General features: G+C 60.4%; 23 protein-coding genes. 5 read left to right on the top strand and 18 right to left on the bottom strand.

The window, feature by feature from the left end; translation table 11 throughout:
- Window positions 1-112: 112 nt before the first annotated feature.
- Genes AC07VV_RS24135 through AC07VV_RS24125 form a run of 3 tightly spaced genes read left to right on the top strand, consistent with a single transcriptional unit; the run spans window position 113 to window position 3,268 of the window.
- Window positions 113-346, top strand: coding sequence for a PP0621 family protein (locus tag AC07VV_RS24135; protein WP_096820878.1), 234 nt, complete (start codon window positions 113-115; stop codon window positions 344-346).
- The gene (locus tag AC07VV_RS24130; RefSeq protein ID WP_495037667.1) at window positions 336-1,925 is read left to right on the top strand and encodes a sensor histidine kinase; all 1,590 of its coding nucleotides are present in this window, start codon (window positions 336-338) and stop codon (window positions 1,923-1,925) included. Before AC07VV_RS24135 ends, AC07VV_RS24130 begins: the two co-directional genes overlap by 11 nt.
- Complete coding sequence (locus AC07VV_RS24125; protein WP_273539497.1) at window positions 1,922-3,268, top strand: sigma-54-dependent transcriptional regulator; 1,347 nt, start codon at window positions 1,922-1,924, stop codon at window positions 3,266-3,268. Before AC07VV_RS24130 ends, AC07VV_RS24125 begins: the two co-directional genes overlap by 4 nt.
- 47 nt (window positions 3,269-3,315) lie before the next feature.
- Here the strand turns inward: AC07VV_RS24125 and thiO are convergent, their stop codons facing one another.
- The 7 genes from thiO to AC07VV_RS24090 are packed head-to-tail and all read right to left on the bottom strand — an operon-like array spanning window position 3,316 to window position 10,088.
- Window positions 3,316-4,416, bottom strand: coding sequence for a glycine oxidase ThiO (gene thiO / locus AC07VV_RS24120; RefSeq protein ID WP_495037666.1), 1,101 nt, complete (start codon window positions 4,414-4,416; stop codon window positions 3,316-3,318).
- 57 nt (window positions 4,417-4,473) lie between these two features.
- Window positions 4,474-4,875 carry a type IV pilin protein gene (locus AC07VV_RS24115; protein ID WP_096820874.1) on the bottom strand — a complete coding sequence of 134 codons (402 nt, stop codon included), beginning with the start codon at window positions 4,873-4,875 and terminating at the stop codon, window positions 4,474-4,476.
- 14 nt (window positions 4,876-4,889) lie between these two features.
- A complete protein-coding gene (locus AC07VV_RS24110; RefSeq protein ID WP_495037665.1) occupies window positions 4,890-7,982 on the bottom strand; it encodes a pilus assembly protein in 3,093 nt (1,030 codons plus the stop codon).
- On the bottom strand, window positions 7,969-8,448 hold the full coding sequence (locus AC07VV_RS24105; protein ID WP_495037664.1) for a pilus assembly PilX family protein: 480 nt from the start codon (window positions 8,446-8,448) through the stop codon (window positions 7,969-7,971). Before AC07VV_RS24105 ends, AC07VV_RS24110 begins: the two co-directional genes overlap by 14 nt.
- Window positions 8,449-8,458: 10 nt before the next feature.
- Window positions 8,459-9,172, bottom strand: coding sequence for a PilW family protein (locus AC07VV_RS24100; RefSeq protein ID WP_096820871.1), 714 nt, complete (start codon window positions 9,170-9,172; stop codon window positions 8,459-8,461).
- Window positions 9,169-9,618 carry a type IV pilus modification protein PilV gene (pilV, locus tag AC07VV_RS24095; RefSeq protein ID WP_192559030.1) on the bottom strand — a complete coding sequence of 150 codons (450 nt, stop codon included), beginning with the start codon at window positions 9,616-9,618 and terminating at the stop codon, window positions 9,169-9,171. The genes AC07VV_RS24100 and pilV overlap by 4 nt, the downstream gene beginning before the upstream one ends.
- A complete protein-coding gene (locus tag AC07VV_RS24090; protein WP_096820869.1) occupies window positions 9,615-10,088 on the bottom strand; it encodes a GspH/FimT family pseudopilin in 474 nt (157 codons plus the stop codon). Before AC07VV_RS24090 ends, pilV begins: the two co-directional genes overlap by 4 nt.
- 130 nt (window positions 10,089-10,218) lie before the next feature.
- On the opposite strand from AC07VV_RS24090, the gene AC07VV_RS24085 reads away from it, so the two are divergent.
- Window positions 10,219-10,773 (top strand): GspH/FimT family pseudopilin, encoded by a 555-nt coding sequence (locus tag AC07VV_RS24085; RefSeq protein ID WP_495037663.1) that lies wholly within the window; start codon window positions 10,219-10,221, stop codon window positions 10,771-10,773.
- Here AC07VV_RS24085 and ispH read toward each other — a convergent pair.
- The 6 genes from ispH to murJ form a co-directional block, all read right to left on the bottom strand.
- Entirely contained in the window at window positions 10,745-11,689 is a 945-nt protein-coding gene (gene ispH, locus AC07VV_RS24080) for a 4-hydroxy-3-methylbut-2-enyl diphosphate reductase (protein ID WP_096820867.1), read from the bottom strand. The two genes, AC07VV_RS24085 and ispH, sit on opposite strands and share 29 nt — an antisense overlap.
- Window positions 11,690-11,761: 72 nt before the next feature.
- Window positions 11,762-12,199, bottom strand: a complete 438-nt coding sequence (gene fkpB, locus AC07VV_RS24075; RefSeq protein ID WP_173861359.1) for an FKBP-type peptidyl-prolyl cis-trans isomerase — start codon at window positions 12,197-12,199, stop codon at window positions 11,762-11,764.
- 7 nt (window positions 12,200-12,206) lie between these two features.
- Entirely contained in the window at window positions 12,207-12,719 is a 513-nt protein-coding gene (gene lspA / locus AC07VV_RS24070) for a signal peptidase II (protein WP_223449009.1), read from the bottom strand.
- Window positions 12,712-15,543 carry an isoleucine--tRNA ligase gene (gene ileS, locus AC07VV_RS24065; RefSeq protein ID WP_495037662.1) on the bottom strand — a complete coding sequence of 944 codons (2,832 nt, stop codon included), beginning with the start codon at window positions 15,541-15,543 and terminating at the stop codon, window positions 12,712-12,714. The genes lspA and ileS overlap by 8 nt, the downstream gene beginning before the upstream one ends.
- 13 nt (window positions 15,544-15,556) lie before the next feature.
- Window positions 15,557-16,495, bottom strand: coding sequence for a bifunctional riboflavin kinase/FAD synthetase (gene ribF, locus AC07VV_RS24060; RefSeq protein WP_007959537.1), 939 nt, complete (start codon window positions 16,493-16,495; stop codon window positions 15,557-15,559).
- 129 nt (window positions 16,496-16,624) lie between these two features.
- Window positions 16,625-18,163, bottom strand: coding sequence for a murein biosynthesis integral membrane protein MurJ (gene murJ, locus AC07VV_RS24055; protein ID WP_192559034.1), 1,539 nt, complete (start codon window positions 18,161-18,163; stop codon window positions 16,625-16,627).
- Window positions 18,164-18,415: 252 nt separating this feature from the next.
- On the opposite strand from murJ, the gene rpsT reads away from it, so the two are divergent.
- Complete coding sequence (gene rpsT, locus AC07VV_RS24050; RefSeq protein ID WP_003228351.1) at window positions 18,416-18,688, top strand: 30S ribosomal protein S20; 273 nt, start codon at window positions 18,416-18,418, stop codon at window positions 18,686-18,688.
- A 114-nt stretch (window positions 18,689-18,802) separates the two neighbouring features.
- Here the strand turns inward: rpsT and AC07VV_RS24045 are convergent, their stop codons facing one another.
- The 5 genes from AC07VV_RS24045 to rplU form a co-directional block, all read right to left on the bottom strand.
- Entirely contained in the window at window positions 18,803-19,267 is a 465-nt protein-coding gene (locus AC07VV_RS24045) for a CreA family protein (RefSeq protein ID WP_102621102.1), read from the bottom strand.
- Window positions 19,268-19,278: 11 nt separating this feature from the next.
- The gene (gene proB, locus AC07VV_RS24040; RefSeq protein ID WP_102621103.1) at window positions 19,279-20,397 is read right to left on the bottom strand and encodes a glutamate 5-kinase; all 1,119 of its coding nucleotides are present in this window, start codon (window positions 20,395-20,397) and stop codon (window positions 19,279-19,281) included.
- A gap of 137 nt (window positions 20,398-20,534) precedes the next feature.
- Window positions 20,535-21,758, bottom strand: a complete 1,224-nt coding sequence (cgtA, locus tag AC07VV_RS24035) for an Obg family GTPase CgtA (protein ID WP_495037661.1) — start codon at window positions 21,756-21,758, stop codon at window positions 20,535-20,537.
- A 193-nt stretch (window positions 21,759-21,951) separates the two neighbouring features.
- Complete coding sequence (rpmA, locus tag AC07VV_RS24030; protein WP_016773121.1) at window positions 21,952-22,209, bottom strand: 50S ribosomal protein L27; 258 nt, start codon at window positions 22,207-22,209, stop codon at window positions 21,952-21,954.
- Between the two features lie 34 nt (window positions 22,210-22,243).
- Complete coding sequence (gene rplU, locus AC07VV_RS24025; RefSeq protein ID WP_007950961.1) at window positions 22,244-22,558, bottom strand: 50S ribosomal protein L21; 315 nt, start codon at window positions 22,556-22,558, stop codon at window positions 22,244-22,246.
- Window positions 22,559-22,762: the final 204 nt, after the last annotated feature.

The following is a 22,762-nucleotide window of genomic DNA, read 5'->3' as shown; positions in this document are numbered from 1 at the left end:
CCAAAAAGGGATATCTTCGGATCTCCCTTTTTTATTGCCGCGTTTTATTGAGCTGTGCGCTTGCCGGGTCCTTGGCTAAACTGCCGGATCATCAGCCAAAAAGCCGCCCATCATGCTTCGTTTACTGTTCTGGATCGCCCTGATCGCCGCCGCCGTCTGGCTATGGCGCAAATTCAAGGCCCCTGCCGCGCCGACACAATCGCCTCGCGAACAGGATGCCGCGCCCATGGTGCGTTGCGCACATTGCGGCGTGCACCTGCCGCGCGACCGCGCGTTGAGCCTTCGTCAACAGTGGTATTGCAGCCAGGCTCACCTCGAGCAAGGCCCCGGTTCCAGTGATCGCTGAGGCCACCAACGCCACTCGCAAACAGGCCCAGCGACTGCTGCGCCTCTATCATCTCTACCGTTTAAGCGTCGGCATCACCCTGGTGTTGCTGATTTCCAGCAACATGGACAACCGCCTGCTGACGTCGGCCGACGACGATCTGCTGCGCAATGGCAGCTGGTTGTACCTGGTGCTGAATATCCTGCTGGTGGTGTTCCTGGAGAACATCCGCCGTCCGGCCCAGTTGTTCGGGCTGGCCCTGGTCGACATCCTGCTGCTGTGCGGCCTGTTTTACGCCGCCGGTGGCGTGGCCAGCCCGATCGGCAATCTGCTGATCGTCTCGGTAGCCATCAGCAACACCCTGCTGCGACGCCGTATCGGTGTGCTGATTGCGGCCATCGGCGCCCTCGGCATTGTAGGTCTCAGCTTCCTGCTGAGCTTCAGCCATCCCTTGAGCGCCAACGAATACCTGCAAGCCGGCACCCTCGGCGCCCTGTGTTTTGCCGGGGCGCTGCTGGTGCAAGGCTTGATCCGCCGGCTCGAAGTCAGCGAGACCCTGGCCGAACAACGGGCCAGCGAAGTGGTCAGCCTCGAAGCCCTCAACGCCTTGATCCTGCAACGCATGCGCACCGGCATTCTGGTTCTCGACGAACAACGCCGGGTGCAACTGGCCAACCACAGCGCACGGACCCTGCTGGCGCAGTCGCCCCTTGAAGGCCATTTGATCGATGACTATTCGACCGCGCTGGTCGAGCGTCTGCACCTGTGGCTGAACAACCCGACACTGCGCCCGCAGAGCCTGAAAATCGCCGCCAACGGCCTGGAACTGCAACCGAGCTTCATCGCCCTGGAACAGAGCCCGAACCGCCAGACCCTGGTGTTTCTCGAAGACCTCGCCCAGATCGCCCAGCAAGCTCAGCAACTGAAGCTCGCCGCACTCGGGCGCCTGACCGCCGGCATCGCCCACGAGATCCGCAACCCGCTGGGCGCCATCAGTCATGCTGCGCAGCTGTTGCAGGAATCCGAGGAACTCGACGGCGCGGATCGGCGTCTGACGCAGATCATCCAGGATCACTCCCAGCGCATGAACCGAGTCATTGAAAACGTCCTGCAAATGTCCCGTCGCCAACAGAGCGCCCCGCAGCGACTCGATCTCGAACCGTGGCTCGCGCAGTTCGTCGAGGAAAGTCGGGAACAGGCCAGCGAGCGCCAGCGGATTCATCTGAACATCGAATCCGGGGATTTCCGCACTCTGATGGACCCGGGCCAACTGACGCAAATTCTCGACAATCTGTTGCGCAACGGCTGGCGTCACAGCGCCCTGTTGCACGATCCGGCGCAGGTCTGGCTGCGGCTGTTCATCGACCCCGAAAGCCAGCTGGCCGTGCTCGAAGTGCAGGACAACGGCCCCGGCGTGGCGCTGGATCAGCAGGCCCACCTGTTCGAACCCTTCTTTACCACCAGCAGCCAGGGCACCGGCCTTGGGCTTTATCTGTCCCGTGAGCTGTGCGAAAGCAACCAGGCCCGCCTAGACTTCAAACCACGCCAAGGCGGCGGCTGCTTTCGCATCACCTTTGCTCACGGACGGAAACAAAGTTGAACACGAGCCCACGGCAAAAAATCCTCATCGTCGACGACGAACCGGATATCCGCGAACTCCTGGAAATCACCCTGGGACGGATGAAACTCGACACTTTCAGCGCACGCAATCTCGGCGAAGCCCAGGCATTGCTGCACCGCGACACCTTCGACCTGTGCCTGACCGACATGCGCCTGCCCGACGGCACCGGGCTGGAGCTGGTGCAGCACATTCAGCAACGCCACCCGCAATTGCCAGTGGCGATGATCACGGCCTATGGCAGCCTGGAAACGGCGATCAACGCGCTGAAGGCCGGGGCTTTCGACTTCCTGACCAAACCGGTGGACCTCACGCGGTTGCGTGAACTGGTCGCCACAGCATTGCGCATGCCCGCGACCGGCGGTGTCTGTACCTCGATTGACCGGCGCCTGCTCGGCGACTCGCAGCCGATGCGCGATCTGCGCAAACAGATCGACAAACTGGCCCGCAGTCAGGCGCCGGTCTACATCAGCGGCGAATCCGGCAGCGGCAAGGAACTGGTCGCCCGCCTGATTCACGAGCAAGGCCCGCGCGCCAGCCAGCCGTTCGTGCCGGTGAACTGCGGGGCCATTCCTTCAGAGTTGATGGAAAGCGAGTTCTTCGGCCATCGCAAAGGCAGTTTCACCGGTGCTGTGGAGGACAAACCGGGCCTGTTCCAGGCGGCCCATGGCGGCACGCTGTTTCTCGATGAAGTGGCGGACTTGCCGTTGTCGATGCAGGTCAAATTGCTGCGGGCGATCCAGGAAAAAGCCGTGCGCAGCGTCGGCGGTCAGCAGGAAACCGTGGTCGATGTGCGCATTCTCTGCGCCACCCACAAGGACCTGGATGCGGAAGTCGCCGCCGAGCGCTTTCGGCAGGATCTGTATTACCGACTGAACGTGATCGAACTGCGCGTACCGTCCCTGCGCGAACGCCGTGATGATATCGAAGCACTGGCCTCCCATATGCTCAAGCGTCTGGCCCATGGTACCGGCCAACCCTCGACCCGCCTGCATCCGCAAGCGCTTGAAGCCTTGAAGAACTACCGCTTCCCGGGAAATGTCCGGGAGCTTGAGAACGTCCTCGAACGCGCGCACACGTTGTGCGAAAACCGCATGATCGAAGCCGACGACCTGCGCCTGAGTGAAGGCAACTGCGCGGCCGAGGGCGGCATCGCCGATCTCACGCAGATCGACAACCTGGAAGACTATCTGGAGAACGTCGAGCGCAAACTGATTCTGCAGGCGCTGGAGGAAACCCGCTGGAACCGCACGGCGGCGGCGCAGCGACTGAATCTATCGTTTCGGTCGATGCGCTATCGGCTGAAGAAACTGGGCCTGGACTGAGTCATTCAAAGATCGCAGCCCATAAGCTGCGATCTTTTGACCCTGCTTCAGAGGCGGCCTTCCGGCGCATACGGCGCTGGATCGATGATCGGCGCCCGGCCCAGCATCACATCGGCAAACAGCTGACAGGATGCGGGCGCCAGCACCAGCCCGTTGCGGTAATGCCCGCAGTTGAGCCACAGGCCATCGAATCCCGGCACCCGGCCAATGTAGGGAATGCCCTCCGGCGAGCCAGGTCGTAGTCCCGCCCAGTGCCCCACCACTTCGGCATCAGCCAGCGCCGGCAGCAATTCCACCGCCGAGGCCTTGAGGCTTTCCAGCGCATTGTCGGTCGGCGTCTTGTCGAAGCCTTCGTGCTCCAGCGTGCTGCCGATCAGGATATGCCCGTCGCGGCGCGGGATTGCATAACGCCCCTTGGCCAGCACCATGCTCGGCAGGAAATCCGCCGCACACTTGTAGAGAATCATCTGGCCTTTGACCGGTTCCACCGGCAGCGAAAGATTCAGAGTCTTGAGCAGTTCACCGCTCCACGCACCGGCAGTCAGCACTACCTGATCGCCGGAGATCACACCGGTTGGGGTCTGTACGCCCACGACGCGCTCACCGTCACGGACAAACCCGCTGACCTCGCGCTGCTCGTGAATCGTCACGTTCGGCAGCGCCTGCAACGCCGCTTTCAATGACTTCACCAGCCGTGGGTTACGCACGTTGGCCACGTCGGCCATGTAGATCGCCCGGAAAAATCCACCGCCGAGTACCGGCACCGCATCATGGGCCGCCGAGATATCCACAGCCCGCAACGGACGGTTTTCCCGCTCGGCCCAGGCCAGCGCTTCGGCTTCGTCATCCAGGTCCAGCCAGTACAGGCCCGTGGTGTGTACTTCAGGATCAACACCGGTATCGGCAAACAGCCGCTCGCCCAGCTGTGGATAAAAATCCTGCGACCAGTGCGCCAGCGCCGTAACGGCCGGGCTATAGCGCCACGGATACAACGGAGAAACGATGCCGCCACCGGCCCAGGACGATTCCTGGCCAACGTTCGAGCGATCCAGCAGCACCACGCTGCCTACCTCGGACGCGAGGTTGTACGCAGTGAGCAGGCCAATCACCCCGCCACCGACAATCACCACTTGCTGTTGCCTGGTCATGTTTGATCCAACCGTAAAAAAGACAGTGGGCGCAAAAGTCACCCGAATAAAAGCGGCTCAGCGGCCCCAACAATCCTTGGAGGTCAGCCCGGTTGTCGCGTTGTTCATGCTGCGCACACCGGTGTTGGTGAGGGTGAAGTCCCCGCACTTGTCGCCGGCCATGGTCGTACCGGCCTTGCGGGTCGCGGTCAGCAGAAAGGTCTGGTCAGCGATGGTCGGGGTGATCGTGTAGAAATCATTGCCCGCGCTGAGACCGGTGATGCCTGTGTAAACGTTGTTTTTGGTGTAGAAGCGCTCGAGCGTCTGCGCCTGCTCCGACAGCAGCGATACCACCTCGGCGCGACGGCCCTTCTTCAAGTATTCGGTATAGCTCGGTGCGGCAATGGTGATGATGATCCCGATAATCGCAATCACGATCATGATTTCGATCAGGGTGAATCCTCGGATGGATCTGCGCATGCCTCAACTCTCGCTTACTGTATTTGTCGCCACATGATACGACGGCTGCCGCCGCCGGATTTTTCCACCAGGGTGGTGATACCGCCACTGGAATCGTTCACGATCTTGCGCGTTGCGCCATTGACGATGGCGTTCAGGGTCGGAATGCCGCCGCTGAACACCACGCCGCTGGAAATCGTGTCGTTGCTGTCGACCACGCCGTCGGCGTTGGTGTCGAGCACCGCATAGTTGAGCATCTTACCGCTGAACGCATCGAGTTCGACCAGTTTGCCGGTACCGAAACTGGAGCACGGGTCAGTGGTATCGACACTGGCCGTGGTGAATACGATGCGCCCGAGCACCAGGCTGGCCTGATTGATCACCCGTTCCCCCGTCAATACGTTGTTGTACACCAGCGGCAGGTACCAGCCCTTCTCCGCCGGATACGTCGTGTCGTTCTGGGTGGTGGTGACGAACTGCCCCGAACTGCCGGAAAACACACCGGTGATGGCCTGCGCCTGCAAACTGCTGACCGTGAGCTGGCCCGAACCGCCGTCGGCATCCCACACCGAGTAGAACGCCTGCAGATCCTTGTTGGTCTTGTCGGCGGTTTCGTTGAACTTGCCGGTGCCGACGAATATCTGTTTGCCGCCCAATGAATTATCCGCCAACAGCGGTTGCGCAGTGATCGGTTGAGTCGCCCCTCCCGCCGTCGTGAACAGCGGCTTGCCGGAGAACGCCACACCCCAGCCGTCGGTGGTGGTCGCGCTCAGGTCGAACTTCCACAGGCGTCCCTTCAAATCGCCGCCATACGCGGCCTGCACCACATTCTGCGAATTGACCTTGAGCTTTACCGAGGACAAGCCATTGGTGGTTTCCGTGCTGTCGATGACGATTTTCTTGATCAACGAACCATCGCGCACATCCAGCACATACAACGCCGCGACTCCCGAATTGCTGCCGTAACCGTTGGCGATGAAGGCCGCCCAGCGACCGTCGGCCAAGCGTGCCACTTCCGGCCGGGCGTAGGCATAACCCAGATCATTGAAAGTGTTGGCCGTGTTGGCAGTCGCCGGAGCGCTGACTTCCCACAGCGCATTGAGAATGTTCCCTGCCGAAGCGTCGAACAGTTGCAGCGCATAGAACGTCTTGCCGCCGGCCCCGGTGCCGCCGATGGCCAGGGTTTTCCAGGCGCTGCCGAACTGCACGTCGTAGACACCGACCTGCCCGTCCACCAGAAACTTGTGGCTGACGCCGTTGATGTAGTTCGGGTCGGCGATCAGGCGCAATGACGGCAACACGCTTGATGGCATGTAGGCATAGCGCCGGGTGCCGTTGGCCGAGTTGATGACGCTGACGAAACCGTCGTTGGCATTCACTACCAGGCTGGCGTTCATGTTCGCGGCTTTGGTGGTCAGGTAACTGGTGTAGGTGGTGTCACCCGACAGGTCGGAAGCAGTCTTGTCCGAGGGCGAGGCCAGCACCAGCGGCGAGTTGATGATATCGCCCAACAGCACGCTGCGTACCTTGAGCCCGGTCTTGTTGGTGCCTTTGCTCCACTCCACCAGATCGCTGCCGCTGATGCCGGAGGGCAGGCTCTGGCTGAGCGAGGTCTGCTGGGTTGCCGAGAAGTTACCGTAGGCCAGGGTGACCGCCGCGTTGTTCGTGGTATTCCACGATTGATAGGTCGGCGCCACAGCACCGGGAACGATGGCGGTGTCGGTTGTCCACAGCACCGTCGAGGTGTTCACCGTCCCGGCCGAAGTGAAACCGAACGACTTGATGGTGCCGCGCCAGTCCCTGGGGTCGTAACTGGTCTGGAAATAACTGCTGCCGCTCGCCAGCGTGGTGCCGCTGGTGACACCGCTACCACCGGAACCCGCCTTGGAGGTGATGTCGCTCAATGCCGCCGACAATGCAGTGTTGAGGCCGGCGCTGTCGGTGGCCTGGTAATACCTGCCCTGCCCGTACGCCGCCGCGTCCGACAGCATATCGTTATCGGCGGTGAAGCCAACGGTGTAGGTGTTCATGTTCTGCTTGGGAAAGTCTGCCGAACTCCAGCTCTTGCCGGCCGCATCGACGCCGGTCGAACGCATGTCGATGTCGAAGGCAAACTTGGCGATGTCGTCCAGGTACAGCGTGTCGCCCTCGTTGTCACCGTTGAGGTTGTTGCCGTCATTGTTGACCCCGTCCCAGTTCGGCAGGCGACTGCCCCCGAGGGGATCGTTGCTGGGGAATGTGCGGTCGTAGGTCGGCAGACCGTCGGTGATCACCACCCCGTAGTTTTTCTGGCAGCGGTACTGGATCGGGCTGGTGTAGGTGTTTGGCGTGTTGTTGTAGTACGGCGCCATGCCGCGCATGTAGCGGGTGATTTCGTAATAGGTTTCCGCCAGTGGCGTGTTGGCCACGGCGCTCAGCCCATTGATCGACGAAATCAGGGCGTTGTAGTTGCTGTCGGCCTGGCCCTGGGTCACGCTGCCGCTGACCGGCGACAGGTCACTGATGGAGCGGGCGATGTACCCACCATTGCCCGGGTTGTTGCTGGTGGCCGGGTTGAACGTCGACAGACCGATGCGCAGGTTGCGGTTGCTGGTCACCAGCGCCGTGGAAACGTTGCGTGCGACGTTGATCCGGTAGTCGTTGGGAATGACCCCGGTGGTGAAATCACGCGTACCGTTATTGATGGCGAGGCCGACCACGTAGGCGATGTAATCCCCGTAATAGCGGGTGTTCCCGCTGCCCACCGGGTCCGGCAGTTTCAGGCACAGCGGCGTCAGGCTGTTGTTGTAGAACGCATAGGCACCGCCGGAGCAGCCGGAGGTCGGCAGGCTCGACAGAAACACCGGATCACCGGTGATCGCCGTCGAAGACAGGCACAAACCAAGCACTGCGTTGCACTGGCGGGCCGGCGTACGAGTCACCGTCGGATCAAAACCGGCGGCATAAATGATGCTGTTCATGCTTCCCGAATCGTCGATCAACAGCATGACATTCGGCGGTACTGCCGCCGCGCTCAACAGTGGCGAGTCGGACGGGGTGAAGGCATACGCAGGCGCCGCCAGATACAGGCCCAATAACAGACCCATGAACCGGGACCACCCGCCAGAGCGTCGCTCAATACTTCGCATAAACGCTCTCCACCACACTGCGTGAGCTGCCGACGATGCCGACAGCCGTGACTCGGTACAACGTCGCCGAGGTATTGCTCGGCACGTTCACCGCCGTCAGGGTGGTGCCGATGTTCTGCACCCCATAGAAGCCGCTGCCCGCAGCGATCCAGGTAACCCCCGACGTGGAGTTGAGCCCCGCCGCGCTGACCACCGACGACTCCGCCGGCGGTGCGCATTGCGTGGTGTTGGCACACACCGCCAGTGCATAGCTGTCCAGTTGCACTGCGCTTTCACCAATGCGCAGCGCCGCCTCGGCGGTCTGGAACGATTGGTTGCGCAGGCTCACGCTACCGGCCATTTTTTCCTGCAGATTGGCGCTCTGCATCGAAGAAAGACCGATCACGGTCAGAAGCAACAGAAACACCAGACTGACCAACAACACCATGCCGCGCTGGTTTCGTCGCTGATGAAGAGAAATGTTCATCGACCGGCCCTCACTGCAAGCGGTTGCGCAGTGCGGCAACCACGTTGAAGGTTTGATTGGCGATCCGGTTGTTCGGATCGGTGAGGGTCAGGCTCAGGCGTACGCTGCGGATGCGTGCCGGATCACTGGGGTTGCTGCTGTAGGTCGAAGCAGCCACATCGGTCGCGGTACTGGCCAGGCCAAACAGGACGGTGAACGCACTGACATTGCTCACCAGCACTTGCTGGGTCGGCGTACCGCTGCCGGTGCCCATCAGGATCTGGTTGTTGCTGAAGCTGTAGACCAGACGCCGGATCGGAAACGCGATTTGCCCGGTCGCCGGTGCTCGCACACCCGTATAGGCCGTTGAACTGTTGCGGCAGTCGGACACCACCGTCCAGGTCGGCGTCCCGCCCGCGCCACCGACGTCGGCGGTAACCAGCGTCAGCTTGAGGTTGGTGTTGTCCCAACTGATCGGCGTGATCTGGGCGGCGTTGAAGTCGCCGCTGCTACTGGAATCGGTAATGGTCCCCAGGCAGCCGAACATCCCGACCATGCGCAACTCCTGAATCATCTTGCTCAACACGAACCGCGCATCTTCCTGCATGGCAGCCGAGGTGTTCTGGCTGACGTAGGTGTTCTTCGCTGCGAGAAAGGTTTGTACGACGCCCAGCACGATGATCAGCCCCAGCGCCAACGCGATGAGCATTTCGATCAGGCCGAAACCCTGGTTATGCCGCTTCATGGCGTGGCCACCGGGTCGACCGCGGCGCGGCTGGTCAGGACAAAACTTCGCGGGGCGCTCGCGGTGTTGGCGGCTCGCGCGTCACTCCAGTTGATGGTGATGGTGTACACGCGCTGATTGAGGGTGATGCTGCCGGTGGCGCTCGGCCCGCCGAAATTGACGATGTTGGTGGTGAAGTCGTAGAGATCCTGATCCCGGGTGACATTCAGGTTGCCCGAGGTCGGCGGCGTGACGGTGTAGTCGGCGCCGGCGTTGGCGCGGATGCGGTCCATCATGTCGTAGGCGATGAAGCTGGCCTGACTGGTCATGCGCGAGCTGTCGGTGTACTTCAGCGCATTGAGCTGAACCGCCGCCGCCCCCAGCAACCCGACCGTCAGAATCAGCAACGCGACCAGGATTTCGATCAGCGACATGCCTTCCTGTGCACCTTTGCTCCCTGCCCTCATCCGCAGCTTCCACCCGATTGAATTCGTCCGTTCAGACACACGTTCAGCGTCCTGCTTTGCGTTCCCAGCGTATAACTGAACACCACCGCCGTGGACGGTGCTGCCAGGCCACCCAGGTTGTTGAAGTCCAGTGCGGTCACTCCTGAGGTTAGCGTCAGAGTCGCGCCACTGCTCATCGCTGGAACAACCCGCAATACATTGGCCGAAGTGCCAGTACTGTCGTAGACCGACAACTCACCAGTCCAGACGCTGCCCCCGGCAGTCGGCCGCAAGCGAATGGTCGTCCCGCGATCGATGGCCTCCAGACGGGCATAGTTGAGCGCCCGTTGCAGGTCGCCGACTTCGGTGTCGGCCTTGCTGCCCTGTATCGAACGAGTAAACGCCGGCACGGCCATCGTGATCAGGATCACAAACAACGCGACCGCCACCAACAGCTCGATCAGCGTGAAACCTTTTGTACGATGATCCATCGATGCCCTCCGTTGCCGTCGGCTATACCTGCTCTACAAACCTAGAACATTCGACCGGGTTACGTCGGTTGATTTGCCCTGCCCGGCGCACGGATCGCGTCGGGCACCCTGCCCCACGGAGGGAATACACATGCCGCAACAGGGTTTCAGCCTGGTCGAACTGCTTATGGGACTGGCGATCGGCGCAATTGTTCTGTCACTGGTCAGCCCGGCGTTTGCAACGCTGACGGAGTCAAACCACCGACAGCAGGCCGCAGAATCGCTGATCAGTGGGATCCGCACTGCCCGGACCCAGGCGATCACGCGCAATCAGAGCGTGGTGATTCACGGCATCGACGGGGACTGGAGCCAGGGCTGGCGGATCATTCTGGATGTCAGTGGCAAGGGTGCGGAGGACAGCAGCAATCCGCTGTTGGTCGAGCACGCCAGTGATGGGCGAATACCCATTGTCGGCAACTGGTTCGTCAGTCGGTACATACGGTTCAGCAGTCTGGGACAACCGCTGATGCCCGGGCGGGCGTTTCAGGCAGGAAAACTACACATCTGTTCAACCCGCGAGTCGATCAGCCAGCTTCAACTGGTGCTGGCGGCAACCGGTCGCGTGCGCCTGGCCAGCGAAAAGGCTGAACAGGCGCTGTGTCGAAAGGATAAAGCGGTCAGATCGAACGTACGCGCAGCTCTTTAGGCATCGAGAACGTGATGTTCTCTTCACGCCCGGCCAGTTCGTCGGCACCGGTAGCGCCCCAGGCCTGCAATTGCTGGATCACGCCACGTACCAGCACTTCCGGTGCGGAGGCCCCGGCGGTGATACCTATGCGCTCGACGCCATCGAACCAGCTCTTTTGCAGGTCTTCGGCACCGTCGATCAGGTACGCCGGCGTGGCCATGCGTTCGGCCAGCTCGCGCAGACGGTTGGAGTTGGAGCTGTTCGGGCTGCCGACCACCAGCACCACGTCGCATTCGTCGGCCAGTTGTTTGACCGCGTCCTGACGGTTCTGCGTGGCGTAGCAGATGTCATCCTTGCGCGGGCCACCGATGGCAGGAAAACGGGAGCGCAACGCGTCGATGACTCGACTGGTGTCGTCCATCGACAAGGTGGTCTGGGTCACGAAGGCCAGTTTTTCCGGGTCATGTACCTGCAGTTCGGCAACATCCTTCTCGTCTTCGACGAGGTAGATCGCACCGCCGTTGCTGGCGTCGTACTGGCCCATGGTGCCTTCGACTTCCGGGTGACCGGCGTGGCCGATCAGGATGCATTCACGGCCGTCGCGGCTGTATTTGGCGACTTCAATGTGCACCTTGGTCACCAGCGGGCAGGTGGCGTCGAACACTTTCAGGCCACGGCCGGCGGCTTCGGTGCGCACGGCTTGCGAGACGCCATGGGCACTGAAGATCACGATGACATCGTCCGGCACCTGATCCAGCTCTTCGACGAAGATCGCGCCACGACTGCGCAGGTCCTCGACGACGAACTTGTTGTGCACCACTTCATGACGCACATAGATCGGCGGCCCGAAGACTTCCAGGGCGCGGTTGACGATTTCGATCGCCCGGTCCACGCCAGCGCAGAAGCCACGGGGGTTGGCGAGTTTGATTTGCATGCTGTGCCTCGTGTCTTGCGCGCGAAAATTCAGATCAATGCAGGAGCCGGTGCGGCCCCTGCAGAACAGCGTTTACAACGCTTTGACGGAGAAGATTTCCACGTCAAAGGTCAGCGTCTTGCCGGCCAGCGGGTGGTTGAAGTCGACGGTCACTTGCGCGTCGTCGAACTCTTTCACCACACCCGGCAGCTCAGTATTGGCCGCATCGTTGAAGATCACCAGCAGACCCGGCGACAGTTCCATGTCCGCAAACTGCGAACGTGGAATGACCTGCACGTTCTGCGGGTTCGGCTGGCCGAACGCGTTTTCCGGCTCGACGGTCAGGGTACGCTTGTCACCCGCCTTGAAGCCGAACAACGCCGCTTCGAAGCCTGGCAGCAGGTTGCCGTCGCCGACCTTGAAGGTCGCCGGGGCCTTGTCGAAAGTGCTGTCGACCGTGTCGCCGTTCTCCAGGCGCAATGCAAAGTGCAAGGTGACTTCCGTGTTCTGGCCGATGCGTTGCTCAGCCAATACCTGTTCAGTCATGAACGGTTTCTCCGGTTTTTTTACTTTTGAACATGTCCAGTGCCAGCATCACTGCGCCAACAGTGATGGCACTGTCGGCGAAGTTGAACGCCGGGAAGTACCAGCGGTTCTGCCAGTGCACCAGAATGAAATCGATCACATGGCCCAGGGCAATGCGGTCATACAGATTGCCCAACGCGCCACCCAGCACCAGCGCCAGTGCGACGGCCAGCCAGGTTTCGTTGCGGCCCAGGCGTTTGAGCCAGACCACCAGCACTGCACTGACCACGACCGCGATCAGGGCAAACAGCCAGCGCTGCCAGCCGGAGCTGTCAGCCAGGAAGCTGAATGCCGCGCCCGTGTTGTAGGCCAGGGTCCAGCTGAAGTAATCGGGAATGATCACGATCTGCTGGTACATCTCGAGCTTGCCTTCGAAGTAAAACTTGCTGGCCTGGTCAATGACCAGAACCAGCAAGCTCAACCAGAGCCAGCTCAGCCGTCCGAAACGGCCAACGGCATTAGGCATAGTGACGAACCTCCCCGGCGCCATCGATGTTGTCCACGCAACGGCCGCAGATTTCCGGATGCTCCGGGTTCACGCCGACGTCTTCACGGCAGTGCCAGCAGCGGGCGCATTTCGGGAAGGCCGATTTGACGATCTTCAGCTTCAGGCCGCTGACTTCAGTAGCCACGGCATCGGCAGGAGCCTGCACGAACGGCGCAACGCTGGCGGTCGAAGTAATCAGAACGAAGCGCAGTTCGTTGCTCAGCTTGGCCAGGTCGGCGGTAAGAGCATCTTCGGCGAACAGCGTCACTTCGGCTTGCAGGTTGCCACCGACGGCCTTGGCCGCGCGCTGGATTTCCATCTCTTTGTTGACCGCCACCTTCACTTCCATGATGCGATCCCAGTACTCGCGACCCAGTTCGAAGCCTTCCGGCAACTCGGTCAGGCCTTCGTACCAGGTGTTGAGCATCACCGATTCGTTGCGCTCGCCCGGCAGGTATTGCCACAGCTCGTCGGCGGTGAAGGCCAGGATCGGCGCGATCCAGCGCACCAGCGCTTCGGAGATGTGGAACAGCGCGGTCTGGCACGAACGACGGGCCTTGCTGTCGGCGCCGGTGGTGTACTGGCGATCCTTGATGATGTCGAGGTAGAAACCACCCAGCTCCTGAACGCAGAAGTTGTGGATCTTCGAGTAGACGTTCCAGAAACGGTATTCGCCGTAATGCTCTTGCAGCTCGCGTTGCAACAGCAGGGTGCGATCCACCGCCCAGCGATCCAGTGCCAGCATCTCTTCGGCTGGCAGCAGGTCGGTGGCCGGGTTGAAACCGGTCAGGTTGGAAAGCAGGAAGCGTGCGGTGTTACGGATACGACGATAGGCATCCGCACTGCGTTGCAGGATCTGCTCGGACACGGCCATTTCGCCGGAGTAGTCGGTCGAAGCGACCCACAGACGCATGATGTCGGCGCCCAGGGTGTCGTTGACTTTCTGCGGCGCGATCACGTTGCCCAGGGACTTGGACATCTTGCGGCCAGACTCGTCCACGGTGAAACCGTGGGTCAGCAGCTCGCGGTACGGCGCATGGTTGTCGATGGCGCAACCGGTCAGCAAGGACGAGTGGAACCAGCCACGGTGCTGGTCCGAACCTTCCAGGTACAGGTCGGCGCGCGGGCCGGTCTCGTGGCCCATCGGGTGCGAACCGCGCAGGACGTGCCAGTGCGTGGTGCCCGAGTCGAACCAGACGTCGAGGGTGTCGCTGATCTTGTCGTACTGCGGCGCTTCATCACCCAGCAGTTCGGCAGCGTCGAGTTTGAACCAGGCTTCGATGCCTTCGACTTCAACGCGCTTGGCGACTTCTTCCATCAGCTCGACGGTACGTGGGTGCAGCTCGCCGCTTTCCTTGTTCAGGAAAAACGGGATCGGCACGCCCCAGTTGCGCTGACGGGAGATGCACCAGTCCGGACGGTTGGCGATCATCGAGTGCAGGCGCGCCTGGCCCCAGGCCGGAACGAACTTGGTTTCTTCGATGGCTTTGAGCGAGCGCACACGCAGGGTGTCGCCGCTGACCGGCTCTTTGTCCATGCCGATGAACCACTGCGCGGTAGCGCGGTAGATCAGCGGGGTCTTGTGACGCCAGCAGTGCATGTAGCTGTGTTCGATGACGGTGGTGTGCAGCAGCGCACCGACTTCGGTCAGTTTGTCGACGATGGCCGGGTTGGCCTTCCAGATGAACTGGCCGCCGAAGAACTCCAGCGACGGCACGTAAACGCCGTTGCTCTGTACCGGGTTGAGAATGTCGTCGTTGACCATGCCGTACTTCTTGCAGGTCACGAAGTCATCCACGCCGTAGGCCGGGGCGGAGTGAACCACACCGGTGCCGGCGCCCAGTTCCACGTAGTCGGCCAGGTACACCGGCGACAGGCGGTCGTAGAACGGATGACGGAAATTGATCAGCTCCAGCGCCGAACCCGGAGCGGTCGCCAATACAGTGCCTTCGACGCCGTAACGGGTCAGGCAGGATTCGACCAGCTCTTCAGCCAGCACCAGCAGCTTGTCGCCGATATCGACCAGGGCGTAGGTGAATTCCGGGTGAACGTTCAGCGCCTGGTTGGCCGGAATGGTCCACGGAGTGGTGGTCCAGATCACGATCGAGGCAGGTTTGCTCAGCGACGGCAGGCCAAACGCGGCGGCCAGTTTGGCCTCATCAGCGATCGGGAACGCGACGTCGATGGTCGAGGACTTCTTGTTCTCGTACTCGACTTCAGCCTCGGCCAGGGCCGAACCGCAGTCGAAGCACCAGTTCACGGGCTTCAGGCCCTTGAACACGAAACCGCCCTTGACGATTTCGGCGAGGGCACGGATTTCACCAGCCTCGTTCTTGAAGTCCATGGTCTTGTACGGGTTGGCGAAGTCGCCCAGCACGCCGAGACGGATGAATTCGGTCTTCTGCCCTTCGATCTGCTCGGTGGCGTAGGCACGGCACAGTTCGCGGGTCTTGTCCGCGCCCAGGTTCTTGCCATGGGTCACTTCAACCTTGTGCTCGATCGGCAGGCCGTGGCAATCCCAGCCCGGGACATACGGCGCGTCGAAGCCCGACAGGGTCTTCGAACGGATGATCATGTCCTTGAGAATCTTGTTCAGAGCGTGACCGATGTGGATCGTGCCGTTGGCGTACGGAGGGCCGTCGTGCAGGACGAACTTCGGACGATCCTTGCCAATCTCGCGCAACTTTCCGTACAGGCCAATACTGTCCCAGCGCTGCAGGATCTGCGGTTCGCGCTGTGGCAGGCCGGCCTTCATTGGGAAGGCGGTGTCCGGAAGGTTTAGCGTGGCTTTATAGTCGGTCATTTAAGGCTCTTCATTAGCGATGGGCGCTAGGTGCGGCTAGTGCACGGGCGGCGGCGACATCCGCGCTGATCGCCGTTTTCAATGCCTCCAGGGAGGCGAAACGCTGCTCTTCACGCAGCTTCTGGTGGAAAACCACCGTCAAACGCCGGTCATACAGATCGCCGGCAAAATCTAAAAGATGGACTTCAAGGTGGGCCTTGCCATCACCTTGCACCGTGGGCCGCACGCCGATATTGGCGACGCCGGGCCAGGTCTTGCCGTCGATGTCGACGTCGACCAGGTAAACCCCGGTGAACGGCACGCGACGGCGCTTGAGTTGAATGTTGGCAGTGGGCGTACCCAGTTGCCGGGCCAGTTTCTGGCCATGCAGCACGCGACCGGCAATCCGGTACGGGCGGCCGAGCAGACGCTCAGCCAAAGCAAAATCGGCGGCGGCCAACGCATTGCGCACCTGAGTGCTGCTGACACGAATGCCGTCCAGCTCGACGGTTTGCGCGGCCTCCACGGTAAACCCGTGAACCTGCCCGGCCTGCAACAGAAAATCGAAATCGCCGAGACGGTCGCAGCCGAAACGGAAATCGTCACCGACTTCCAGATGCTGCACGCCGAGGCCATCAACGAGGATGGTGTCGACGAATTCACTGGCACTGAGCTTGCTCAGGCGCTGGTTGAAGGCCAGGCACAAGACCCGGTCAACACCTTCGGCGGCCAGCAGTTGCAGCTTGTCGCGCAACCGGGCCAGACGCGCCGGAGCGGTCTCCGGAGCAAAGAACTCCCGTGGCTGCGGCTCGAAAATCACCACGCAGCTGGGTACGCCCAACTCGAGCGCACGCTCACGCAGTCGGGCCAGGATGGCCTGGTGACCACGGTGAACACCGTCAAAGTTGCCAATAGTGGCGACGCAGCCCCGATGCTGGGGGCGCAAGTTGTGAAGGCCTCGAACCAGCTGCATAACGCGCTTCTTGCTCATAAAGTGGCCGATTATAACCACACCCGGCGGCAGACGACAGGCAACACCGTAACCCAAAGTGATCGAGCCGACAAAACTGCCGGCTCGCGCCCGTTTATCAAGGATAAAACCTCAGCTCAACGCCTTGCGATTGAAGTCGCGCAGGCGGAAACCGAGCAGCAGCAACATGCCGAAATACGCCACCACGCCGGCAACCACCAAGGCGCCCAGGCGCAGGAAGCGTTCCAGCATGTGGCCCTGATCCCACGCGGGCATGAAATGCATGCCGATCAACAGCACCACCGACATCACCGCCACGGCGACCACCAGCTTGAAACCGAACTTCAGCCAGCCCGGCTGCGGTTGATACATCTGCTGCTTGCGCAGTTGATAGAACAGCAGCCCGGCGTTCAGACAGGCACCGGCACTGATCGCCAACGCCAGCCCGGCGTGCGCCAGCGGGCCGATCAGCACCAGGTTGAACAACTGAGTGACCACCAGGGTGAAGATTGCGATTTTTACCGGCGTACGGATGTTCTGTTGCGCATAGAAGCCTGGCGCCAGCACTTTGATCACGATAATGCCGAGCAGACCGACAGAATAGGCAATCAACGCACGCTGGGTCATGGCTGCGTCAAACCCGCTGAACTGGCCGTACTGGAACAGCGAAACCGTCAACGGCTCGGCCAGAATCCCCAGCGCCAGCGCACATGGCAACACCAGTACGAAGCACAGGCGCAGGCCCCAGTCGAGAATCCGCGAGTACTCGTGACGATCCTTGCTGGCGTAGGTTTTGGCCAATGTCGGCAACAGAATCGTGCCCAGCGCCACGCCCAGCACACCGGACGGCAATTCCATCAGGCGGTCGGCGTAGTACATCCACGACACCGAGCCCGCCACCAGAAACGAGGCGAAGATGGTGTTGATGATCAGGGAAATCTGGCTGACCGAGACACCGATGATCGCCGGCAACATCTGCTTCATCACCCGCCAGACACCGGTATCGCGCAGATTCAGGCGTGGCAGCACCAGCATGCCGATCTTTTTCAGGTGCGGCAGTTGATAGAGCAACTGCGCCAGACCGCCAACCAGCACCGCCCACCCGAGGGCCATGACCGGTGGATCGAAGTACGGCGTCAGGAACAGCGAAAACACGATCATGCTGACGTTGAGCAGGGTCGGCACGAACGCCGGCACCGAGAAACGGTTCCAGGTATTGAGAATCGCACCCGCCAGAGATGACAGGGAGATCAGCAATATATAGGGGAAGGTCACTCGCAGCAGGTCAGAGGTCAGCTGGAACTTTTCCGGTGTGTTGGCAAAACCGGGGGCCGTGGCCCAGATCACCCAGGGCGCGGCAATCATGCCCAGCGCCGTCACCAGCGCCAGAACCAGCGTCAGAAGTCCCGTCACATAGGCAATGAAGGTACGGGTCGCCTCCTCACCCTTCTGACTTTTGTATTCGGCAAGAATCGGCACAAACGCCTGGGAAAATGCACCCTCGGCGAAGATTCGCCGTAGCAGATTGGGCAGTTTGAAGGCGATGAAGAAGGCGTCTGTCGCCATTCCGGCGCCGAATGTACGCGCAATGAGCGTGTCGCGGACAAACCCGAGAATCCGGGAAAGCATCGTGATAGAGCTGACGGCGGCCAACGATTTGAGCAGATTCATTGAAGGAATTTGTGCCTGTCGATAAACAGCAGGCGAACAATGCGCCTACTTGTGCGATACTCCGCGCCGCAACAGCACAGAGCCAAAGCTCGCGAGTTTACAGGTCAAGCGCCGGAAATAAATATCCCGCCTCTTTATACCTACCACTTAGCGGAACGTTTCAAGCGCCCTTGACAAGACTTCAACTCATCGGCATGATTCGCGGCCTATTTTGTTTGCTATTTCCTAAAAAGTCTTTCGAGGAGCTCGACGGTGGCCAACTCACCTTCCGCCAAAAAACGTGCAAAACAGGCTGAGAAGCGTCGCAGCCACAACGCCAGCCTGCGTTCCATGGTTCGTACCTACATCAAGAATGTAGTTAAAGCCATCGACGCAAAAGACGCTGAAAAAGCTCAAGCTGCATACGTTCTGGCTGTGCCAGTTATCGACCGTATGGCCGATAAAGGCATCATCCACAAGAACAAGGCTGCTCGTCATAAGAGCCGTCTGAATGGCCACGTCAAGGCACTGAAAGAAGCTGCCTAAGCGACGTAGTCATTAAAAAACCGACCTCAGGGTCGGTTTTTTATTGCCTGCGATTTGCTGAAACAACACAAAAAAAGAGGAGCCAACCGGCTCCTCTTTTTATTGACGCCCAAATTAATGGACTGGCGCCCACGGCAGAATCGGGATCGCTGTCACCGCATTCTGCGGACTACCCTCGATCAGGCGATCGCTATAGACCAGATACACCAGCGTATTGCGCTTCTTGTCGAGGAAACGCACCACCTGCATGGTCTTGAACACCAGCGAAGTGCGCTCCTTGAACACCTCTTCGCCATCCTTCAGCTCACCCTTGAAGTTGATAGAACCCACCTGACGACAAGCAATGGACGCCTCGGCACGATCCTCGGCCAACCCCAAACCACCCTTCACGCCACCAGTCTTGGCGCGCGACAGATAACAGGTCACACCCTCGACTTTCGGATCATCGAACGCCTCGACCACAATCCGGTCGTTCGGCCCGACAAACTTGAACACCGTCGATACCTGGCCGATTTCCTCGGCCGAGGCCAGCAATGGCAACGCCATCAGCAAGCCCAACAATCCTTTTGCCATGCGCATTGCGCGTTTCCTCAAACAAGAATCAGGTTGTCACGGTGAACCAGTTCCGGCTCAGCCATGTAACCCAGCAAACCGACAATCGCATCTGACGACTGACCGATGATTTTTTGTGCTTCCAGCGCGCTGTAGTTGGCCAGGCCTCGGGCGATTTCACGACCGTCCGGCGCCACGCAAACCACCATTTCGCCGCGACGGAAACTGCCTTGCACCAACTTGACGCCGACCGGCAGCAAGCTTTTGTTGCCCTGGGACAACGCGGACACCGCACCATCATCCAGCACCAGCGTGCCACGGGTTTGAAGATGCCCGGCCAGCCACTGTTTGCGTGCCGCCAGCATCCCGCGCTCAGGCGACAGCAACGTACCGATTCGCTCGCCCGCTTTCAGACGATCGAGCACTCGCTCCAGACGCCCACCGACAATGATGGTATGCGCCCCGGAACGCGCCGCCAGACGCGCCGCGCGCAGCTTGGTCTGCATGCCACCACGACCCAACGCACCACCAGTGCCACCCGCCACCGCATCCAGGCTCGGATCATCGGCGCGCGCTTCGTAAATCAATTGCGCGTCGGGATTGTTGCGCGGATCGGCATCGAACATGCCGTCGCGATCCGTCAGGATCACCAGCAGATCAGCCTCGACCAGGTTGGCCACCAGCGCGGCAAGCGTGTCGTTGTCGCCGAAACGGATTTCGTCAGTGACCACAGTGTCGTTTTCGTTGATCACCGGGATGACTTTCAGCTCGACCAGCGCACGCAAGGTGCTGCGGGCGTTCAGGTAGCGCTTGCGATCGGACAGGTCGTCGTGGGTCAGGAGAATCTGCGCGGTGTGCCGGCCATGCTCGGCAAAACTCGATTCCCAGGCCTGCACCAAGCCCATCTGACCGATTGCAGCAGCGGCCTGGAGCTCGTGCATCGCACTGGGTCGCGTGGTCCAGCCCAAACGGCTCATGCCGGCCGCCACCGCCCCGGAGGACACCAGCACCAACTCGACGCCAGCCTCATGCAAGGCCACCATCTGCTCGACCCAGACACCCATTGCCGCACGATCGAGCCCTTTGCCATCCGCTGTCAGCAAAGCGCTGCCGATCTTCACGACCCAACGCTGCGCACCCGTCACCTTGCTCCGCATCATCTTCAACCTTAGCTTGAGGGCAGCGCGACCTGGCACTGCCCATGACATTATTCGTGGTTATTCGTGACCAACGATCGATTTCCAGATACTAAAACGCCGCTCGATTGAGCGGCGCTTAAGTTTACTTCAACGAATCAGTCACGCACGTAAATGATTTCCGGACCGCCTTCGTCATCCACATCCTCTTCGTCCCAGTCATCGTCGCCGATGTCATGGACCGACTTCACGCCGCTGCGACGCAGGGCACGCTTGTCATCCAGCGCCTGCAACTGAGCACGGGCTTCATCTTCGATGCGCTGATCGAGATCGGCCAGCTCTTCCTTGTAGGCCGGGTCATTGGCCAGGCGATCGGCACGATCTTCCATGTAACGCATGATGTCGTGGCAAAGACGCTCGGTACCCAGCTTGGAGATGGCCGAGATCACGTAGACCGGACCGGTCCACTCCAGACGATCGACGATTTCCTTGACGCGAGCATCGTGCTCTTCTTCAAGGATCTGGTCGCACTTGTTCAGCACCAGCCAGCGATCACGCTCAGCCAGCGACGGGCTGAACTTGATCAGCTCGTTGACGATCACTTCAGCGGCATCCGGTGCACTGGCGTCATCCAGCGGCGCCATGTCCACGAGGTGCAGCAGCAGACGGGTACGCGCCAAGTGCTTGAGGAAACGGATACCGAGACCGGCACCGTCGGAAGCACCTTCGATCAGACCCGGAATGTCGGCAATGACGAAGCTTTTCCAGCGATCGACGCTGACCACACCCAGGTTTGGCACCAGCGTGGTGAACGGGTAATCGGCGACTTTCGGCTTGGCAGCCGACACCGAACGTATAAAGGTACTTTTACCGGCGTTCGGCAGGCCCAGCAGACCGACGTCGGCCAGAACCTTCATTTCCAGTTTCAGGTCACGCTGCTCGCCCGGCTTGCCCGGCGTGGTCTGACGCGGCGCTCGGTTGGTACTGGATTTGAAACGGGTGTTGCCCAGACCGTGCCAGCCGCCCTGAACCACCATCAGTTTCTGACCGGCCTTGGTCAGGTCGCCGATGACTTCCTGAGTGGCGGAGTCGATCACCGTGGTGCCGACCGGCACGCGCAGGATCAGGTCTTCACCCTTCTTGCCAGTGCAGTCGGTGCTGCCGCCGTTGGAACCACGCTCAGCGTCGAAATGCCGGGTGTAGCGGTAGTCCACCAGGGTGTTCAGGTTTTCGTCGGCCATCATGAAGATGGAACCGCCGTCACCGCCGTCACCGCCGTTCGGGCCACCGTTTTCAATGAATTTTTCCCGACGGAAACTCATGGCGCCATTGCCACCGTCGCCAGCTTTTACGCGAATCGATACTTCATCAACAAACTTCATAACCAACGCCTCTCGCCGTACGGACGAGCCGAAAAACAATCAAGACATAAGACTCTTGCAAAAATGAGCGCAGCGACCCCAATCCACGACCTGCATCGCACGCCGGCAGCCCATACAAACAGCTTTGCAAGAGACTCACCCCACAAACGAAAAAGCCCCGTCGCAAGACAGGGCTTCTCCAGCACTCTCGCAGTTAGGCTGCGATTACGCTCACGTAACGACGACCGAAGGCGCCTTTTACTTCAAACTTGATCACGCCTTCGATTTTCGCGAAGAGGGTGTGATCTTTACCCATGCCAACGCCGTAGCCAGCGTGGAATTGGGTGCCGCGCTGACGCACGATGATGTTGCCGGCCTTGATGACCTGGCCGCCATACATCTTCACGCCAAGGCGTTTGGCTTCTGAGTCGCGACCGTTACGGGTACTACCACCAGCTTTTTTGTGTGCCATGAGTCAATTCTCCTAGTGAGGAATTAGGCTGAAATTAAGCCTGAATACCGGTGATTTTGATCTCGGTGTACCACTGGCGGTGGCCCATACGCTTCATGTGGTGCTTACGACGACGGAACTTGATGATGCGAACTTTATCGTGACGACCTTGGGAGATCACTTCAGCCACAACGGTAGCGCCAGCAACAACTGGAGCGCCGATATTCACGTCGTCGCCATTGGCAACCAACAGAACGCGATCAAAAGTTACGGATTCGCCAGTAGCGACTTCCAGTTTTTCGATCTTCAGGTATTCACCTGGTGCAACTTTGTACTGCTTGCCACCAGTAACGATTACTGCATAAGACATGGTATTTCTCCGATAATCCTGCTCACCCAGCTCTTTATAAGAAGAGGTATTGGCTGGCATGGCTGCATTGGGCTGGAGGCCCGATTGCAATTGCGTAAGGCAGGTGCTGCCCAGGAAGTTCAGGGTGCGCGATTGTACGCAAGCTACAAGAGTCATGCAAGTGGCCGTCCATCGCGCCTTGACAGGCCCGGACGTGGGTCCTAG

This window comes from Pseudomonas sp. GW821-FHT02C04, from assembly GCF_059421845.1.
The sequence above is the reverse complement of the archived record's forward strand: the minus strand, read 5'-3'. Positions and strand labels throughout refer to the sequence as shown.

Bases quoted from the DNA above. Each gene is read 5' to 3' on its own strand.
- cgtA (WP_495037661.1), bottom strand. From the start codon at position 21,758: ATGAAGTTTGTTGATGAAGTATCGATTCGCGTAAAAGCTGGCGACGGT.
- rpmA (WP_016773121.1), bottom strand. From the start codon at position 22,209: ATGGCACACAAAAAAGCTGGTGGTAGTACCCGTAACGGTCGCGACTCA.
- AC07VV_RS24115 (WP_096820874.1), bottom strand. From the start codon at position 4,875: ATGCGCAGATCCATCCGAGGATTCACCCTGATCGAAATCATGATCGTG.
- ispH (WP_096820867.1), bottom strand. From the start codon at position 11,689: ATGCAAATCAAACTCGCCAACCCCCGTGGCTTCTGCGCTGGCGTGGAC.
- AC07VV_RS24135 (WP_096820878.1), top strand. From the start codon at position 113: ATGCTTCGTTTACTGTTCTGGATCGCCCTGATCGCCGCCGCCGTCTGG.
- AC07VV_RS24085 (WP_495037663.1), top strand. From the start codon at position 10,219: ATGCCGCAACAGGGTTTCAGCCTGGTCGAACTGCTTATGGGACTGGCG.
- pilV (WP_192559030.1), bottom strand. From the start codon at position 9,618: ATGAGGGCAGGGAGCAAAGGTGCACAGGAAGGCATGTCGCTGATCGAA.
- AC07VV_RS24110 (WP_495037665.1), bottom strand. From the start codon at position 7,982: ATGCGAAGTATTGAGCGACGCTCTGGCGGGTGGTCCCGGTTCATGGGT.
- thiO (WP_495037666.1), bottom strand. From the start codon at position 4,416: ATGACCAGGCAACAGCAAGTGGTGATTGTCGGTGGCGGGGTGATTGGC.
- lspA (WP_223449009.1), bottom strand. From the start codon at position 12,719: ATGCCTAATGCCGTTGGCCGTTTCGGACGGCTGAGCTGGCTCTGGTTG.
- rplU (WP_007950961.1), bottom strand. From the start codon at position 22,558: ATGTCTTATGCAGTAATCGTTACTGGTGGCAAGCAGTACAAAGTTGCA.
- AC07VV_RS24090 (WP_096820869.1), bottom strand. From the start codon at position 10,088: ATGGATCATCGTACAAAAGGTTTCACGCTGATCGAGCTGTTGGTGGCG.
- murJ (WP_192559034.1), bottom strand. From the start codon at position 18,163: ATGAATCTGCTCAAATCGTTGGCCGCCGTCAGCTCTATCACGATGCTT.
- ribF (WP_007959537.1), bottom strand. From the start codon at position 16,495: ATGCAGCTGGTTCGAGGCCTTCACAACTTGCGCCCCCAGCATCGGGGC.
- AC07VV_RS24100 (WP_096820871.1), bottom strand. From the start codon at position 9,172: ATGAAGCGGCATAACCAGGGTTTCGGCCTGATCGAAATGCTCATCGCG.
- AC07VV_RS24045 (WP_102621102.1), bottom strand. From the start codon at position 19,267: ATGCGCATGGCAAAAGGATTGTTGGGCTTGCTGATGGCGTTGCCATTG.
- proB (WP_102621103.1), bottom strand. From the start codon at position 20,397: ATGCGGAGCAAGGTGACGGGTGCGCAGCGTTGGGTCGTGAAGATCGGC.
- AC07VV_RS24105 (WP_495037664.1), bottom strand. From the start codon at position 8,448: ATGAACATTTCTCTTCATCAGCGACGAAACCAGCGCGGCATGGTGTTG.
- ileS (WP_495037662.1), bottom strand. From the start codon at position 15,543: ATGACCGACTATAAAGCCACGCTAAACCTTCCGGACACCGCCTTCCCA.